The following is a 16,426-nucleotide window of genomic DNA, read 5'->3' on the forward strand; positions in this document are numbered from 1 at the left end:
AGTGTCTTTTTTATGTGGAAAAGTCGTAGTTGGTGCAAGTTACAGTGGTGTGGTTCAAAGTATATATGAATACCACCTCTGACAACGATCGCTATAGTAACTACAGGATTGAATGGAGAGAACACTAAAGAAGTTCCCAAAAAACAAGCAACAAACCTCCAAAACCACAAGACTCGTGGCGCTGGAGGTTTGTATTATTTACGCATCGCTGCTTTTTTTGTTTACGTTTTGCGGCCCTCCGGATACTCCACCTGATACCAGGAATGCCATGACTTCTGAGCTTTCCGTATCAAGCAGCTGTACCTGATCGCTCGGGAACAACAGGAGATTTCCTGCAAAATTGTACGACTGGGGCAGATAGACCGCTACATGGTCTGTCAGACCGAAAGAATCGAGGCTTTCCTTTGTAATAAACCCCATTGCCTTCGCATTTCCATCCTTGGATAGCGTCACGAGCACCGGCTTGTCGAAGCTCTTCTTCTCCCCTACAAACGCTCCGATCAAATCCTTGATGGATGTATAAATGAGTTTGATAAACGGCACTTTCTCGAAAACAGTGGACACGAGCGAAAGTAGTCCGCGTGTCAGCACATTAGATGCAAGGAAACCTACAATCGTGATGCCGAGTATGGTCAAGAGGAAGCCTAGTCCTGGAATTTGGAGATTAAACCACTTGTGGACCAGCAGGTAGAACCAATTATCCACAGTCGTGAAAATCCAGTACAAAATATAAATCGTCACTGCCAAAGGAATGACAAACAATAGCCCCTCTAAAAAATAGCGAATGAAACGCTTCATCTCTCTTCTCCTCTCTTCTCCTCTCTTCTCCTCTCTCCTAACTACCTTACCGTAATTATTGTACCTGATTGGATTGCCATCTGCTATGATGAAGAAAAAAAAGCGAAAGTAGGGAGATTCATGCAAGCACTTGTCACACCTCAATGGCTCAAGGATCATCTGAACGATGAAAATTTGGTGATCGTCGATTGTCGTTTTGCTTTAAGTGCTTCTGAAGCAGGTGCAGAGGAATACACGAAGGACCATATTCCGGGAGCCCTCTACTTTCATCTGAACCGTGACCTTTCTGGCTCCAAAAGCGAGCATGGTGGGCGTCATCCTCTACCAGACACGGATCTGCTGGCTGCCCATTTTTCAAATGCGGGAATCGATGCCACCACGACTGTCATCGCCTACGATGATCAGGAAATGGCGATGGCAGGACGTCTATGGTGGCTACTGCGATACCTTGGTCACGATCAGGTAGCTGTACTCGATGGCGGATACGCTGCTTGGAAAAAGGCTGGCTATGAGATTACAGCAGAAGTACCTACTGTACAAGCTCGAGAGTTCGTCCCTCATGTCCGCCACGACATGCTGGTTGACATAGAAGGTGTCAAAAAACGCAGCGAGCACACTGTATTGCTCGATTCTCGTGCGCCAGAACGCTACCGCGGCGAGAACGAACCAATCGACGCAAAAGCAGGTCACATTCCCGGGGCGCATAATTTCTTTTATAAGGACAACCTCGCTGGTGATCAGACGATGCTTCCGGCAGACGAGCTGCAAAAGCGTCTCGCCCCTTACGCTGATAAAGAATTGATTGTCTATTGCGGCTCAGGCGTGACGGCTTGCTCCAATTTGCTCGCTTTCCATGCTGCTGGTCGATCAGATGTGAAATTGTATCTGGGCAGCTGGAGTGACTGGAGCTCGTATCCAGATAATCCAGTAGCTACCGGCGAAGAGTAAGCGAGGAGATATCGCTTTGGATACAGGGGTGTGATAGGTTGCTCTTTCGCCCCCTTTGAGCCTTTTCTTTAAACAGCTTACAAATAGGAGTTGGAGGATGCAATTACATGAAAACAGAGCCAATTACAATATGGCAGTCGGGACAGGTGGTTGTTGAAAATCGAAGATCAAAGGCATAAATCATCCTCCTTCCCTGTAAGGACAAGGACGAGTACTTAGCTTTTAAGAAGATAGATCTATATCTTTTCTTAATCTTCATTTCACAGCCACTTGCTGTCATTGTGGTGATAGTTCCATTCGCTCCTTCTCCATGGTTCACTTTTGTCACTTTGTTACCAATCTAATCCCATCTCCAGACTACCTGTTGTCACTATGTCTTTTTTTAGGTTCGTACATGTTGCTTCGGGTGACAGCATGTCAAAAACTTGTTTCTCCGCGTCTTAGCTACGACTCCAGTTGACTGCTACCGCTGTAACAGCAAGTGGTAGTCAACTGGAGTATACTTTGCCAGTTATTATCACAATTTTTGAGAGTGTTCGGGTCCGCTCCGGTGACGGAGGGGATTAAGGGGACAAGAGTTAATCTCTTCTGACTTTTTTCAATCGAGGCTTTAATTAATTATCTTCTTCAATTAAAAATTCTTCCTCCTCTGTATTTTCACTCATTTGTTGAGAATTTTTATGGAGCCACACAAACTGCTGTGCTGTTTTAAGTTCTAAAGGAGTATCGGTAAATCTGGGATACTGCTCAACGAATAGCAAGTCGTTGTATATTCTTTTAAGTGAAGCAATAATTATCTCTGGATCAATTACCTGTGATACTGCTTGATATTGATTAATTTCAAAATCAGCCTTGTGGGACAATCCACTTTCCATCTCCCAAGCAGTTGGCACATAACATAATAAGAATTTAGTTACGTTTTCCAGATTCTCTTCAAACCAGATAAGAAACTTAGTGTTAACCTCTCCTTCATCTCCATACGTCCTCCATATATTGAAAAGAGGAGTAACTTTAGAATGGAATTCATTTATTAACGTAGCAGGCCCGCCTTTGTAATCACCAATTCGCCTTGCAAGTCTTTTTCCAATCACGTCTAGGTCTTCTGAAGTAAAACCTCGTGGATTTGGACTATCTTCCTTTTCTCGGATAAACCACCTTAGGCATTCTAAACCAAATGTAAGGGGTTCTGCAGAAAGAACAAGTTCGATAGCCAAAGATAGACGAGCATCTTTTTTATCAATATTGGAAACGAGATCACCGACTAGCATCGCGGAGCGTGAAAAAGGTGTTGAAAAACTAAACAATGCTTCTGGATTGGGATATAGTTGAGCGGAAACAACCAGAGCATGCGCTAACTTTATTGAAGTTTCCACTGGGATGTCCGAGGCTTGTTGACGTAACTTGGATATTACTGCTTCTGCATTTCTGTGATTGACTATTTGAGCAATACCGAGTGTAACTTCATCTATACTCATCTTATTTATTTTACTAATAAACTCCTCCAGTTGCTGGTCGGAAATATCATCATGGGGAACAGTATAAGAAAAATACCGAGTTGCATAAGACTTTGAGCATATTCTTTTTTCCGCTGCCCACGAATTTTCCCACTCTGAACCGTAATGAGTATTACTATATATAGACTGTAATCGAGGAAATAAATATGAAAGTAATTCTTGCACTGAATTCACATCATCGTTAGAAAAACCAACCAAAGAACTCGAGATAAGTTGCTTAACTTTTTCTTTCTGTTCTTCGTTTCTATGTCCGTACCCGTAATCCCTACTCACACTTAAAAAGAGAGAAGTGTTTCGGCGAATAACATCATACAACTTTGGATAAAACACTCTCACACCTTCAATTAGCATTATATCTACGTTATTGACCTCACCTTTCAGTATCGGGAGAGAAAATGTAAGTATATTACCGTATAGTTTTGCCTGTCTTGGAGTGCTCAATCTTGCCTCTAACCCATATGTAAAATTTCGTACAAATAACTGAACCTCATCTTCCTTTAAAACAATACCAGCTTGTGATAACGCTTCGTCAACGCCAGAAAAACAGTATTTACGTAATGAAACCTTATCAACTGCTGGTAATTGTAAGGGAACTTGTATTATTTTCTCCAAGAATGCTTTTCCAGCATTTTGTTGTCCAGAGCCATAACGGTCTTGCAGTGCCGCTGCCACCATCTCATGATCAAATGCTAGAACATAAGCCGTATTCTTAAAGTCTGCAGTAAGTTTTACCAAACGGAATATTGCATGGATTTCACTTTTTTCTAGCCTGTCAATATCGTCAACAAGAATTACTACTCGCTGTTCTTGCTCATCCAAAATCTTTTCAATTCTCTCTCGAAAATTCTCTAGATCAGCAGAACTCAACATATTACCTAAATTCTCTACAGCTTCTCCATGTCCAGTCAGCGAGGCAAATGGCTTTCCAAAGCGCTTTATCAGATCGCCGACTTTTTCAACGGATGTTGACAATGATCTATCAATGCTGCTTGCCAAATCAAAGAAGAATCCTTTCAGCAATTGTTCTTCGTCTCCAAATCTCCAAGGGTTAAATTTAATACAAACAACATGCGGATGCTGGCTTAATTCGTGTTGTATAAAATTTAATACAGATGTCTTTCCCTCCCCCCACGCACCATTGATACCAATTACGATACTGCTTCTATCCCTTCTTGTTGCTATGACTTGAGCAACCCGTTGAGCAAATGGCCATCTTTTAAATACATCACTATCTGGATGTTTAATCGGTGCATCAGATGAATAAGCATCTACTGGCTCAGCCATACTTTTTTACCACCTTTTCATCATATTTGGATCAATGCCTATAAATATAATAAAACATAGGGGATACTTATGGTAACTATTAACATTTGGTCTGACGGTTTAATAGTCTCCCGTACTCCCTTTTTTCAGCAAAAAGAAATTGCTGTCAATAATTCAATCGTTTTAGCTTTTTTATACCCTCGAAACAAGTTGTAATTTCTGTAGCGTTCAATTTTTGCAGGGCATAAGTTTGATTCTTTATAAATATTGTAATGTCGACTGGAGCCACAGCAAAGTCATTCGTTCACGTAGTTGATCTGACTTCTTATATAAATCGCTCCTCTCAATATGGATGTAAAAAGCCGCCAAAATTTGGCGACTCATATGTAGTGGACCACAAGTTGAGTGTAAGATACTAAATTTTCTTTATTATGGACAATGACCTTATTTTTGAACCTACAACAGATTCGACAATCAATTAAGTAACGGCATCTAAAGAAACGTCTTTATCAAGATCAACATCTAGTCTTTTAGCTAACTTCAGTAAGTTTGCTTTGTTTGAAGATAATGTTGAACTAGTAATTAGTTCCTTAGCTGCCTTCATATCCATGTTTTTTTCTAACTCGCTAGCAATCACTCTGTATTCGAGAAGGCTGGAGTGACTGGAGATCGTGTCAAGAGAATCCGTTCGCTACGGACGAAGAGTAATTTCTAATTAAGCGGCGGTCACTACCCTATTAACTAGGGATCGGTCGCCTTATTTTTTCTTCCTCTATCATTTTCGTTATTATTCATAGATAATAATTATCATTATCACAAAGTTTTGCACTTGCCTGAAAAGGTGGATGGATTCATGAAGCAAAATGAAGAATACGAGCCTAGACGTCATATGTCACTCCACGAGGTTCGTGCCTATATGATCTGTAACTTCGATCGTCCGTTAAACGTAACTACTTTGGCAGCGATGGCGAACTTAAGTCCGAGCTATTTTGGCGATTCGTTCAAAAAGGCTTACGGACAAAGTGTCATGGACTATGTAACGAGTCTGCGTATTAATCACGCCAAACGATTGTTACGCGAGACGGATATGAAGCTGCGGGATATTGCGAAAACAATCGGGTATAGCGATGAGTTTTACTTTAGTCGGAAGTTTAAAAAGGAAGTGGGAGTGTCCCCATCCGCGTATGAAAGAGCTTCCGAGCCCAAAGTTGCCGTCTTCTCCCCTTCCCTGCTGGGTCATCTAATGGTATTAGGAATTTTACCAGTCGCTGCTCCTTTGGATGCGAAGTGGACCCCCTATTACTATCAGCAGTTTCAGCAACGAATTGCGGTTCATCTAAAAGCGGTCGAAACACCATGGAACGATGACGATCAGGAAATGATGCTTCTGGCTGCCAAACCGGACGTTGTCATTAGCCACATAGAACTTCCCGAAACTACTAGGCTACGCTTATCCGCACATGGCATAGACGTCTTGACCCTCCAATCTTCTGGCTGGAGAGAGCAATTACGTGAAGTGGCCAACTACACGGGCAAAGAAACTGCTTGTGACTCCTGGATCGCTTTTTATGAAGCGAAGGCTGCTGCCGTTCGCGCAGACCTGCAGTCCGTGCTCAAGCAAGATAAATTTGCGATCATTCGACTTTATCGGGATGGCATCCATCTCTACAACAACAAAGGAATGAAGGAGCTTCTGTACGATGATTTGCAGCTTTCTCTTGTGGAAAAGGAAATGAAACCTTGCAATCAGCCCATCACGCTCGAGCAGCTTGCGAGCTTAGACCCAGAGCGAATCCTGTTGTTCGTTTGTCTGGATGAGTCGACACGTCTAAGCTGGCTGACGCTGCAGCATCATTCACTTTGGAGAGAACTTCGCGCTGTACAAAATGGATACCTCTACTCCTTGCCTTCTAATCCGTGGTACGAGTATTCACCGGTTGCCATGAACCGAATGCTGGATGAAATGGTGCTGATGGTAACGGGGAAAAGTCCAAATGCAATTCAAGGTGTTGTCCATGGAGCCCCTTTCTCGCGTGAATTATAATGTTTTCCAGTGAGAAACATTATCATCGAGAGGGGATTCCACTAGTATGACAAAGAAAACTAGCCTTGCGCTAATGCTGACCACGACGATGCTCGTTGCTGGACTTGCAGCAGGCTGCGGGAACAATGCAAGCAATGAGTCTGTGACGCAGAAGGTCGATTCGTCCGCGACTGGGAGTGCCGAAGGATCGGCAAAGAGCTCTTCTGACCAACCTGCCTACCCGCGAATACTAAAAGATGAAATGGGTAACGAGGTGACATTGCCTGCCGCACCTACCAAAATATTCGCTCCCAATCTGGAAGATACTTTGGTCGCACTAGGCGTTGCTCCGGTCGTGCAGTGGTCAACTGGCTCAAGACCAAAAATGTATTTGCAAGATAAGCTAAAAGATGTGCCGTCCATTACCTTCGCAGGTGGGTTGCCTCCAGAGCCGGAAGCGGTTATGGCCCATGAGCCAGATCTCATCCTCTTGCACAATGCCAACCATATCGAAAGCGGCGTGTACGATAAATATAAGATGATTGCTCCGACGTATGTGTTCAAGCAAGCAAATGCTGATCTTGAATCTTCCGTACGCGTGGTTGGCGATCTGTTGGGCAAGTCGGCGGAAGCTGAAGAAGCTTTGCAGAAATATAAGGAGCATGTCGATTCAGCCAAAAAGGTGCTGGCCTCTCATATCCAAGGCAAAAAAGCAGCGATTATTCGCTTCAATGGCAGAGGGATGTTCTTCATCAAGTACGATTTCTTCAGTGGATACGTACTTACCAATGAGATAGGCTTTTTGCCGAGCCAAGTTGTATCCGGCGGTGACATTAATTTATCACTAGAGAGCTTACCTGATTTGGATGCGGACTATATTTTCCTCATCAATGACGCTGGTACGGGGGATGCATTCGAGAAGGATTTGACTGAGAGTCCTGTTTGGAAAAGCATGGAGGCTGTGAAGAACGGTCGTACGTTTAAAGTAGAGGGAGATCACTGGTTAAGTGGCGGCCTGATCGCACATATGAAAGTCATTGACGATGTGAAAGGATTGATTGCAAAATGAGAATCATAGAGAAAAATGGCTACTCCCCTCGTAATTGTGTAGAGTGGACACTGCAATCAAGCCAAGGTCGTGACTATCGGATTATGATTGCGATACCAGAAGCTGAGGCCCCTCCTGAAGGGTATGCGGTTATTTATGCCGTTGATGGCGATGCGATGTTTGGAACGATTGCCGAGACAGTGAAGGTGCAAACCCGTAAGCCCAAGGGCTTCAACTCAGCCATTGTTGTAGGAATCGGCTATCCATCACGTCTGCCATTTGACATGGACCGTCGTTGTTACGATCTGACCATGCCTGTGGACGCAGCTACGCTTCCTGACCGACCAAATGGGCAGCCTTGGCCAGAGCATGGTGGAGTTGATCGGTTCCTCGATTTCCTTGAACAACAGCTGATGCCAGCTATTTCTTCCGAGTGGCAAGTAAATCCGAACAAACAGGCGATTTTCGGCCACTCCTTGGGTGGACATTTCACACTGTATACGATGTTCTCGCGTCCGAAGCTCTTTTCTCACGTCGTATCAGGCAGCCCTTCCGTCTGGTGGGGCAACGACGAGGTATTGAGGGAGCAAGAGCGCTTCATCGCCCAATGGAAAGGGGATCACGAACTAAAGCTTCTTGTCATTGTTGGCGGTGATGAGCTCTCCTTCATGGTCGAGGGTGCACAACGGGTCGTCGAGCGCATGGAACCACTCGCTACCAAAGGTGTTCAAGTGAGCTACATCAAATTCGAAGATGAGGGCCACGTAAGCGTGCTGCCTTCCGCGATTAATAGACTTGTGCGGTTTGTGCTTACGGATTAGCCCTCTGAAACTACTTTCAGAACGTAAAGGACAGACAAATGATACGATATATTCGTTTATTGCTTCATTTCGGCTATCAAGAAGCCATGTCTTGCTTGTTTCCAGTCTTTATTTTTGCTTCGCTCGCCTTATCCAAGTTCGTCACCATTCCTGGTTTGCCGAGGTATGACCTCCTGCTTTTGCTCTGCCTACTCTTCCAAATCTTCATGGTGAAAAGTGGCTTGGAGTCTCGGGACGAATTGAAGGTCATCACGGTCTTTCACGTGATCGGGCTGTGCTTGGAAATATTCAAGGTGCATATGGGATCTTGGAGCTATCCTGAGGATGCGTACAGCAAGGTGTTTGGCGTTCCTCTTTACAGTGGGTTCATGTACGCCAGTGTCGCGAGCTACTTATGTCAAGCGTGGCGCCGACTTGAGGTCACTCTCTCTGGCTGGCCGAATCAGATTATCGCCACAATTTTGGGCGCAATGATCTATTTGAACTTTTTCACCCACCATTATATTTGGGATTTGCGTTGGGTGCTGATGGCAGCTATTTTCATTGTCTTCTGGAAAACACGTGTTTATTTTAGCGTCGCGAACGAGCGATTTTTCATGCCCATCCCTCTTGGTTACTTTTTGATCGGTTTTTTCATTTGGATTGCGGAAAATATAGCGACGTTCCTCGGCGCTTGGAATTATCCGAATCAAAAAGCAGGCTGGGAGCTCGTGCATCTCAGTAAAATCAGCTCGTGGTTTTTACTTGTTATCGTGAGCTTTATTATCGTGGCGGAATTGAAACACGTAAAATCCAGAAGATCCCAGTCCCATGATAGCAAGAAACACATATAAAAAGCCTATCCACTCTTCCTACGAAACGTCAAAGGGTGGATAGGCTTTCTCTCTTATTTCATTACGTTGCCGAGTACATTCTCGATCATTTGGCGGTTGGCAATGACACCTGTGTACAGCCAGCTGGAATCTTTCGCAAATGTATAGGCATTTCCATTCTTCACAGCAGGAATATTCGCCCATACTGGATCCTTTTGCAGCTGTTCCACAGCAGTTGGATTACTGTTTACGATAAACAAGTACTCGGCATCGAGTTCAGCCAATTTCTCCATGGAAATCGCGTTCCAGTTTGCTTCTCCTGACTTGGAGATTTCCTGAACGATGGTAGGAGCCTTAAACCCGAGGTCCTTGTAGAGCACATCACCGCTAGACAAGTCCTGACGTGCTACGTACACATTTTTCCCCGTCATCCACAGTGCTGCCGCTGATTTTTCCCCAATCGCTTGCTGCAACTTTTGTTTGGACTCGGCTGCAAATGTCTCATAATCTGCCAGCACTTTCTTCGCTTCTTCTCCCTTGTTGAGAACTTCCCCTACTGTCAGGAGCTCTTTACGCCAATCGCTGTTCTTTTCTTTTCCGATTGTATAGGTTGGCGCAATTTTTTCGTACTGACTATACTTGTCGCCTTGGATCAAGGTCGCGCTATCCAAAATAATCAGGTCAGGACTATGGCTCATCACGACTTCTGGTGGCAGATCATAAGGAATCGCTGGAATACCCGCCAGCTCCTTTTGCAGGTAGCCTTGTACCTCGCTGTTCCCTACTGACCATTGGGCAACCGGCTTCACTCCCAATGCGACTAAATGATCCTCCAAATAAGAAGCAATCACGCGCTGCGGTTGGGCTGGGACTGTTACTTCATTTCCCATCGCATCCTTCAATACCCGTGGAGCTTCAGCTGATGGTGTCGCCGTTTGACTATCGCCAGTTTGTGTCCCTGGATTCGCAGTATTCGGCTGGCCAGAGCAAGCACTCACGATTGTAACTAGGCTTGCCAATACGACACTGGCTATCAAAAGTTTGGCTGTTTTCTTCATTGGTGTGTTCCTCCATCTGCGTCATGCCATCAAGCAGCGACAATTGCCAACTCGACTACATTTACGTTGAGAATAATTATCAAAATCACAATGGGTATTATAGCGGATTATGGCACGATGCTCAACTTTTTGTTTATGGAAACGAAAAAAGACCTCCTGCTTTCTAAGCAGAAAGTCCTTCGTCTATCCGTCTTGCAGCTTTAACGCGGAACCCCGCTTAACAAGAATCGATGCAGTCCCCCGATCAGACACACGCCAGCTGTTACAAAAAACGCAATGAAGTAGGAATGGTGCCAATTCCCCAGCAAGCCTGCCAATACTGGGCTCAATACCGCTCCGATCGACAATACCGCTGAGTAAATACTAAACACGCTACCATATTGCTCTCGGGGTGAATGTACCGTCAAAATGGTCGCAAAAGCCGGAAATAGCATCCCAAAGCACGCACCGAAGAAAAACATCATCACATGAATCGGAATTGCCAGCCCGATTGCCAGGGCATACAGAAGAAGACTAAGTACGCCCAAACCAGCAAACGTTCTCGTCTCAACGGGGACGCGATGCAGCCAAAACTGGCACAGAATTGCAAGTGCCCCCAACCCTTTCAAGCTGAACAATATGCCAGTAACGGCCGGGGACAGCCCTTGTTTTTGGATGAGCAAGGGCACTTCGTAGATGATCGTTCCTTGAGCGTAAATGATCGCAAATCCCCCAAGAAACGCAGGGTACAGCATTCGATTTTCCAGGATGGCGGTAAGGCTCTGCTTGCCTCCACCTTTGATTCGTGGCGTGGACGGCGTGCTTCCCTCTACTCTAGCCGGCAGCATCATCCAAGCGAAAACGCCAGCAATGATCATCATGTAGCCAAGAATCACGAATGATTGACCATAGCCGAACTGCACTGCCAAAAAGCTACCGACTGCCGGGGATACGATACCTGCCGAGGTAAGGACCAATCCCTTTTTACCCATGATTTCGCCCTGCTCAAGTGCCGTCTTCCCTGTTTCTCCGAGCAAGGCAGAACAAGCAGGAGATACAAACGCCATCAAAAACCCGAGCATCAGTCGAAAGGTAAAGAAACCAGCGGTATTTTGCACGATGCCTTGGCCAATCAGCATCACCCCAGCCAAAATCAATCCACCTGCGATAAACCATTTTTTCGGATAGCGATCGAGAAAAGGGCCAGCGAGCAGGTTGCCTGTCAAATTACTGATCGCATAACCGCCGAGCACGAAGCCGATCATCGCAGCGGATACACCCAATACGTTTAAATACGGCGCAAGAAGAGGCGTCTGCGCGTGCATGTCAAAGGCAACAAGAAACAAAACCACTAACAGGAGAGCCCTCAAAGCATTCCCTTCCTCTCTAACGGCCTGTCTTTGTCCCAGTATATGAAGGGAATGGTACAAGTAGGATAAGAAAAGGAGGGGGAAGATTCAGAATAAATATAGCAATTATTTTTGTATTGCCGTAATATTTACTGTATTACCATAATTGTTTTTGATTAGGAGGTGACTTTTTGGAGCACGTTTACAAAAAAATACGAGCGCTTCGTATACAGCAGGAGCTTACTTTAAAGGACTTAAGTGAGAAATCAGGATTCTCTGTCAGTTTCTTATCACAAGTAGAGCGTGGTAACAGTTCACTCGCGATTACTTCTCTGCAAAAAATTGCGGAATGCCTGGGTGTCTCCATTACGTATTTCTTTGAAGTAGAAAATGATGTCATATACCACACACCCATTGAAAAGCGTAAAACATTGCAGATTGAAGGTTCACCTGTGAAGTACGTTCGAATCGGTGGGAATTTCCCTGACAGGGCGCTTGAGCCCCTCCTCAATGTGTTGCCACCCGGACAGACGAAGCATGTCGCCTTTCAGCATCCCGGTGAAGAGTTTTACTACGTCGTAAAAGGATGTGTCACCATCATCGTCGACGAAACGGAATACCATCTCAAGCAAGGAGACACGATCCACTTCCCTTCCTCTCTCCTTCATACGTGGTACAATCCTTCCACTGTTGAAGAAGCCGAGATTCTGTCCGTTTTGACGCCTGTCATTTTTAGAGCCTAACGCAACGTGTCCTTTCCGCATTATCTACCAATATAAAAGGGTGATTTAAATGCAAGAAAGACTGGAAAAGCTACACGCGTATATGGAAAGCAGGAAACTGGACGCATTGATCATTACGCACCCCAAAAACGTGTACTATTTTACCGGATTTTTGTCAGAGCCACATGAACGTTTTATAGGCCTCGTTTTGGTGAGAGGCGAGTCCCCCTTCCTCTTCGTTCCACTGCTGGACGGTGAAAAAGCACGGGAGGCTTGTCCTGCCATTATGATTTACACGCATGACGATTCACAGGATGCGCTGACTGTGCTTCAGCATTTGCTGCCGACTCCCCTCTCTCACATTGGTGTGGAGAAGAACCATTTGACAGCGAAAACATATGAGGCGCTCATATCGGTGGTGCACGCTACAGAAGCAGTGGATCTCGGAGAATTGCTGTGCAATATACGCGTGGCTAAGGATGAATCTGAAATCGCTACTATCAAGCGAGCTATTTGGGTGATGGAGGAATCCCTACGCCGTACGCTCCCTCTGATATCCGTAGGGATGACGGAACTGGACGTCGTAGCAGAGCTGGAATACCAGATGAAAAAGCTAAAAGCCCAAGGCCCTTCCTTTTCAACGATTGTACTCGCTGGAGAAAAAGCAGCACTGCCCCATGGTGACCCAGGTGATCGTGTAATTCAGGCGGGAGAAGTTTTGTTGATTGACGCAGGGGTATACGTCGATGGGTATGTATCGGACCTGACTCGTACTTTTGCTGTCGGTCAACTTGGTGCAGAATTGCTAGACATGTACGATACGGTCTTGCAAGCGAATCTGGCTGGGATACAAGCCGTTCTACCAGGGGCTCTGATCGCAGATGTTGACCTAGCTGCACGAGCTGTCATTTCGGACCGCGGCTATGGAGAATTTTTCATCAATCGGGTAGGGCACGGAATCGGATTGGAGCTTCATGAGGCCCCGTACGTTCACAGCCGGGCAGTAGGAGAACTCATTCCAGGCATGGTTTTCACGATTGAACCAGGCATTTATAACACGCAGATCGGTGGCATCCGCATTGAAGACAATGTGCTCGTCACGAAGGATGGCGTAGAAGTATTGACGTCTTTTCCCAAAGAGCTGCAAATCATCGGATAAATGATAAAAGAAAAGGCTGGTGTCGTTCCTTTGAAAGTACTGGAAACAGATCGTCTCATCCTCCGCTGGCAAACTGCCGAAGACGCTGATTTTGTCTTGAAACTGATGAATGAGCCTTCTTGGATTCGATTTATTGGCGATCGTGGTCTTCGCTCGACGGAAGACGCCCGCAACTATATTTTGAATGGCGCTGTCGCGATGTACGAGAGTCTTGGCTTTGGTCTGTATTTGACAGAACGAAAGGAAGGAAATGTTCCGATCGGTTTATGTGGACTGATCAAGAGAGATTCGTTGGAGGATGTCGATATCGGCTTTGCCTTTCTGCCCGCATACTGGGGCAAAGGCTACGCATATGAGGCAGCCTCTGCCGTCCTTGCCCACGCAAAAGAAGTTGTCGGCTTAAAGCGCATCGTAGCAATCACCAACCCCGATAATGCATCTTCTGCCAATCTTCTAAAGAAAATCGGCCTGCAAGAAAAAGGGATGGTTACTCTTCCAAATGATACGAAGGAGGTCATGTTTTTTGCCATCGAGTTCTAGTCCATGCTGTCCAAATGAGTGATGGAATTGGTGAAATGGATCAGACGTCCGTATTCGTTATACTCCAACAAGTGGATACCTGTGTCGCCTGTGCCAAAGTAAATGTCGTGCAAGACAGGCAGCTGCAAGAAGCTTTCGATGATTCTGGAGATCATGCCGCCGTGGGAAACAATCGCAATTCTTTTATAGGAAGTGCTGAGATGTCTGATTGCGGAATAGATTTGCTCGCCGCGTGCGCGGAATTCGATCTTGCTCTCGCCATCTCCGCCCAACTTTTCGTGCGGCAAGATTCCCCAAGGAAACGCGACTTCCTCTAAGGGCTTGCCTGCCAGATCTCCATTATTGTGCTCTTGCAGCTCGGGTATGTACTGAACGGGACAACCTACTGTGTCAGCCAAAATAGAAGCGGTCTCACTGGCTCGCTTGAGTGTGCTCGCCCAAATAAAATCTGGAGGAAACTGCTCCAAAACGCGCGCTGCCATGCGCCGTGCCTGTTCACGCCCTTCTTCTGTCAAAGGAAAATCTGCCTTGCCTTCATGTACATTCAAAATGTCTGCTTCGGATTGTCCATGGCGAATCAACAAAATTTGCATCGGATTGCCTCCTCATGAGGGATAAAGAGGGCCTCACCGTGAGTGGGAGGCCCTGTAATTCCCTTTTCAATTAAGAATGAACGGATTTCAAACCAAGAGAACTGTCATGGAACTTGATATTCGAGTACTTATCCATCGCGACACGCAACTGGTACTCGCTCTCAAACAGCATAACCGGACGGCCATAACGGTCACTTACGGTTCTGTTCTTCACAGCATCGAGGTCTGCTTTCTCCCCTTCGAGCCAGCGAGCGATTTGATACGGCATACGAGTCAACATGATGTCTACCCCGTACTCGGCTTTCAAACGGTATTCCAGTACCTCGAACTGCAGCACACCTACCACGCCAAGAATCAGCTCTTCCATCGGATGGGTACGGAATAACTGCACCGTTCCTTCCTCGGTCAACTGCATGATCCCTTTTTGGAATTGCTTGTGCTTCATCGCGTCTTTCACCATCACCTTGGAGAAAAACTCTGGCGAGAAGTGCGGCATTTCTTCGTACTCAAACGATTTTCCGACGCAAAGTGTATCTCCGATCTGGAAAATGCCCGGGTCAAAAAGACCGATGACATCTCCCGCGAACGATTCATCGACTATTTCGCGGTCCTGTGCCATAAACTGTACCGGCTGCGCCAATTTAATGTCTTTGCCAAGACGGACGTGCTTGACTGACATTCCTCGCTCAAACTTGCCGGAGCAAATACGCAAGAAAGCGATGCGATCTCGGTGAGCTGGATTCATATTGGCTTGGATTTTGAAGATGAAGCCGGAGAAATCGTTCGTATACGGATCGATCAAGCCTTCTGTACTCTTCTTAGCAGAAGGTGCTGGCGCCATTTGCAGGAAGTTGTCCAGGAATGTTTGTACACCGAAGTTGTTGATGGCACTACCGAAGAAAACAGGCGTCAGTTGCCCTTTGTTGATCAGTTCAGGATCGTATTCATCTCCCGCAACATCCAGAAGGGAGATTTCGTCCTGCAATTGCTGCCACAGTTCTTGACCGACACGATCACCGATCAGCGGGTCTTCTGCTCCCTCTACAGGGAAAAAGGAGATATCCTCGTGCTGTGTATTGCTTTGATACAGCTCGACACGAGACTTCATGCGGTCAAATACGCCGCTGAAATAGCTGCCCATCCCAATCGGCCAGTTCATCGGATAAGAGCGAATACCCAATACGCGCTCAATTTCTTCCAAGAGCTCGAATGGATCTTTACCGTGACGGTCCAGCTTGTTCACGAACGTAAAGATTGGAATACCACGCATGCGACAGACCTTGAACAGCTTGATCGTCTGTGCCTCTACCCCTTTTGCTACGTCGATAATCATCACAGCAGCGTCTGCAGCAGTCAGCGTACGGTACGTATCCTCACTGAAGTCTTGGTGACCAGGTGTGTCCAAAATGTTGATGTGGTGACCATTGTATTCGAAATCCATCGCACTGGACGTAACGGAGATTCCACGCTTTTTCTCGATCTCCATCCAGTCGGAAGTGGCATGCTTGGAATTTTTGCGCCCCTTGACCACCCCTGCTTCACGGATGGCTCCGCCGTAGTAGAGCAGCTTTTCCGTCATTGTCGTTTTACCCGCATCCGGGTGGGAGATGATGGCGAAGGTACGGCGTTTTGCTATCTCATTTTCCCATTGGGGATTGGATTGACTCATCTTCATTCTCCTGTCATCGCAAATAAGTAACACTTTCGTTTCCTCTACGATTATACCGACAAATGCTTGTCGCATCCACCTAGTAATTTTTCATTAAACCGTTATAATATTCAGTAGTAAAAATTTTTTG

General features: G+C 45.9%; 14 protein-coding genes. 8 read left to right on the forward strand and 6 right to left on the reverse strand.

All coding sequences use genetic code 11. The features are described 5' to 3' along the window. Positions 1 to 198: 198 nt before the first annotated feature. A complete protein-coding gene (locus HP399_RS19580) occupies positions 199 to 798 on the reverse strand; it encodes a DUF502 domain-containing protein (RefSeq protein ID WP_173620296.1) in 600 nt (199 codons plus the stop codon). Positions 799 to 918: 120 nt separating this feature from the next. Here HP399_RS19580 and HP399_RS19585 point away from each other — a divergent pair, with 120 nt between their 5' ends. Further along, entirely contained in the window at positions 919 to 1,746 is an 828-nt protein-coding gene (locus tag HP399_RS19585) for a sulfurtransferase (RefSeq protein ID WP_173620297.1), read from the forward strand. Between the two features lie 614 nt (positions 1,747 to 2,360). On the opposite strand, the gene HP399_RS19590 is transcribed toward HP399_RS19585, so the two are convergent. Continuing rightward, positions 2,361 to 4,544, reverse strand: coding sequence for a KAP family P-loop NTPase fold protein (locus tag HP399_RS19590; RefSeq protein WP_173620298.1), 2,184 nt, complete (start codon positions 4,542 to 4,544; stop codon positions 2,361 to 2,363). Between the two features lie 832 nt (positions 4,545 to 5,376). Between HP399_RS19590 and HP399_RS19595 the strand changes: the two genes are divergently transcribed. The 4 genes from HP399_RS19595 to HP399_RS19610 are packed head-to-tail and all read left to right on the forward strand — an operon-like array spanning position 5,377 to position 9,248. Beyond that, the gene (locus HP399_RS19595; RefSeq protein ID WP_173620299.1) at positions 5,377 to 6,567 is read left to right on the forward strand and encodes a helix-turn-helix domain-containing protein; all 1,191 of its coding nucleotides are present in this window, start codon (positions 5,377 to 5,379) and stop codon (positions 6,565 to 6,567) included. A 46-nt stretch (positions 6,568 to 6,613) separates the two neighbouring features. After that, the gene (locus HP399_RS19600; RefSeq protein WP_173620300.1) at positions 6,614 to 7,615 is read left to right on the forward strand and encodes an ABC transporter substrate-binding protein; all 1,002 of its coding nucleotides are present in this window, start codon (positions 6,614 to 6,616) and stop codon (positions 7,613 to 7,615) included. Continuing rightward, positions 7,612 to 8,415: an alpha/beta hydrolase gene (locus HP399_RS19605; RefSeq protein WP_173620301.1), complete on the forward strand. Its 804-nt coding sequence runs from the start codon at positions 7,612 to 7,614 to the stop codon at positions 8,413 to 8,415. Before HP399_RS19600 ends, HP399_RS19605 begins: the two co-directional genes overlap by 4 nt. Before the next feature lie 38 nt (positions 8,416 to 8,453). Further along, positions 8,454 to 9,248, forward strand: a complete 795-nt coding sequence (locus HP399_RS19610; RefSeq protein ID WP_173620302.1) for a DUF817 domain-containing protein — start codon at positions 8,454 to 8,456, stop codon at positions 9,246 to 9,248. Positions 9,249 to 9,301: 53 nt separating this feature from the next. Here the strand turns inward: HP399_RS19610 and HP399_RS19615 are convergent, their stop codons facing one another. After that, complete coding sequence (locus HP399_RS19615; protein WP_173620303.1) at positions 9,302 to 10,285, reverse strand: ABC transporter substrate-binding protein; 984 nt, start codon at positions 10,283 to 10,285, stop codon at positions 9,302 to 9,304. A 200-nt stretch (positions 10,286 to 10,485) separates the two neighbouring features. After that, a complete protein-coding gene (locus tag HP399_RS19620) occupies positions 10,486 to 11,634 on the reverse strand; it encodes an MFS transporter (RefSeq protein ID WP_173620304.1) in 1,149 nt (382 codons plus the stop codon). 170 nt (positions 11,635 to 11,804) lie between these two features. Between HP399_RS19620 and HP399_RS19625 the strand changes: the two genes are divergently transcribed. The 3 genes from HP399_RS19625 to HP399_RS19635 are packed head-to-tail and all read left to right on the forward strand — an operon-like array spanning position 11,805 to position 14,034. Then, a complete protein-coding gene (locus HP399_RS19625) occupies positions 11,805 to 12,356 on the forward strand; it encodes a helix-turn-helix domain-containing protein (protein WP_173620305.1) in 552 nt (183 codons plus the stop codon). A 49-nt stretch (positions 12,357 to 12,405) separates the two neighbouring features. Further along, positions 12,406 to 13,494: a M24 family metallopeptidase gene (locus HP399_RS19630; RefSeq protein ID WP_173620306.1), complete on the forward strand. Its 1,089-nt coding sequence runs from the start codon at positions 12,406 to 12,408 to the stop codon at positions 13,492 to 13,494. Then, positions 13,495 to 14,034: a GNAT family N-acetyltransferase gene (locus HP399_RS19635; RefSeq protein WP_173620307.1), complete on the forward strand. Its 540-nt coding sequence runs from the start codon at positions 13,495 to 13,497 to the stop codon at positions 14,032 to 14,034. It abuts the gene before it with no gap. On the opposite strand, the gene HP399_RS19640 is transcribed toward HP399_RS19635, so the two are convergent. Further along, complete coding sequence (locus tag HP399_RS19640) at positions 14,031 to 14,627, reverse strand: histidine phosphatase family protein (protein WP_173620308.1); 597 nt, start codon at positions 14,625 to 14,627, stop codon at positions 14,031 to 14,033. The two genes, HP399_RS19635 and HP399_RS19640, sit on opposite strands and share 4 nt — an antisense overlap. Before the next feature lie 70 nt (positions 14,628 to 14,697). Continuing rightward, positions 14,698 to 16,296 carry a peptide chain release factor 3 gene (locus tag HP399_RS19645; RefSeq protein ID WP_087343971.1) on the reverse strand — a complete coding sequence of 533 codons (1,599 nt, stop codon included), beginning with the start codon at positions 16,294 to 16,296 and terminating at the stop codon, positions 14,698 to 14,700. Positions 16,297 to 16,426 lie beyond the last annotated feature (130 nt).

The organism is Brevibacillus sp. DP1.3A, from assembly GCF_013284245.2.
In the GTDB taxonomy this organism is placed as follows: Bacteria; Bacillota; Bacilli; order Brevibacillales; family Brevibacillaceae; genus Brevibacillus.

Bases quoted from the DNA above. Each gene is read 5' to 3' on its own strand.
- HP399_RS19580 (WP_173620296.1), bottom strand. From the start codon at position 798: ATGAAGCGTTTCATTCGCTATTTTTTAGAGGGGCTATTGTTTGTCATT.
- HP399_RS19585 (WP_173620297.1), top strand. From the start codon at position 919: ATGCAAGCACTTGTCACACCTCAATGGCTCAAGGATCATCTGAACGAT.
- HP399_RS19590 (WP_173620298.1), bottom strand. From the start codon at position 4,544: ATGGCTGAGCCAGTAGATGCTTATTCATCTGATGCACCGATTAAACAT.
- HP399_RS19595 (WP_173620299.1), top strand. From the start codon at position 5,377: ATGAAGCAAAATGAAGAATACGAGCCTAGACGTCATATGTCACTCCAC.
- HP399_RS19600 (WP_173620300.1), top strand. From the start codon at position 6,614: ATGACAAAGAAAACTAGCCTTGCGCTAATGCTGACCACGACGATGCTC.
- HP399_RS19605 (WP_173620301.1), top strand. From the start codon at position 7,612: ATGAGAATCATAGAGAAAAATGGCTACTCCCCTCGTAATTGTGTAGAG.
- HP399_RS19610 (WP_173620302.1), top strand. From the start codon at position 8,454: ATGATACGATATATTCGTTTATTGCTTCATTTCGGCTATCAAGAAGCC.
- HP399_RS19615 (WP_173620303.1), bottom strand. From the start codon at position 10,285: ATGAAGAAAACAGCCAAACTTTTGATAGCCAGTGTCGTATTGGCAAGC.
- HP399_RS19630 (WP_173620306.1), top strand. From the start codon at position 12,406: ATGCAAGAAAGACTGGAAAAGCTACACGCGTATATGGAAAGCAGGAAA.
- HP399_RS19635 (WP_173620307.1), top strand. From the start codon at position 13,495: ATGATAAAAGAAAAGGCTGGTGTCGTTCCTTTGAAAGTACTGGAAACA.
- HP399_RS19640 (WP_173620308.1), bottom strand. From the start codon at position 14,627: ATGCAAATTTTGTTGATTCGCCATGGACAATCCGAAGCAGACATTTTG.
- HP399_RS19645 (WP_087343971.1), bottom strand. From the start codon at position 16,296: ATGAGTCAATCCAATCCCCAATGGGAAAATGAGATAGCAAAACGCCGT.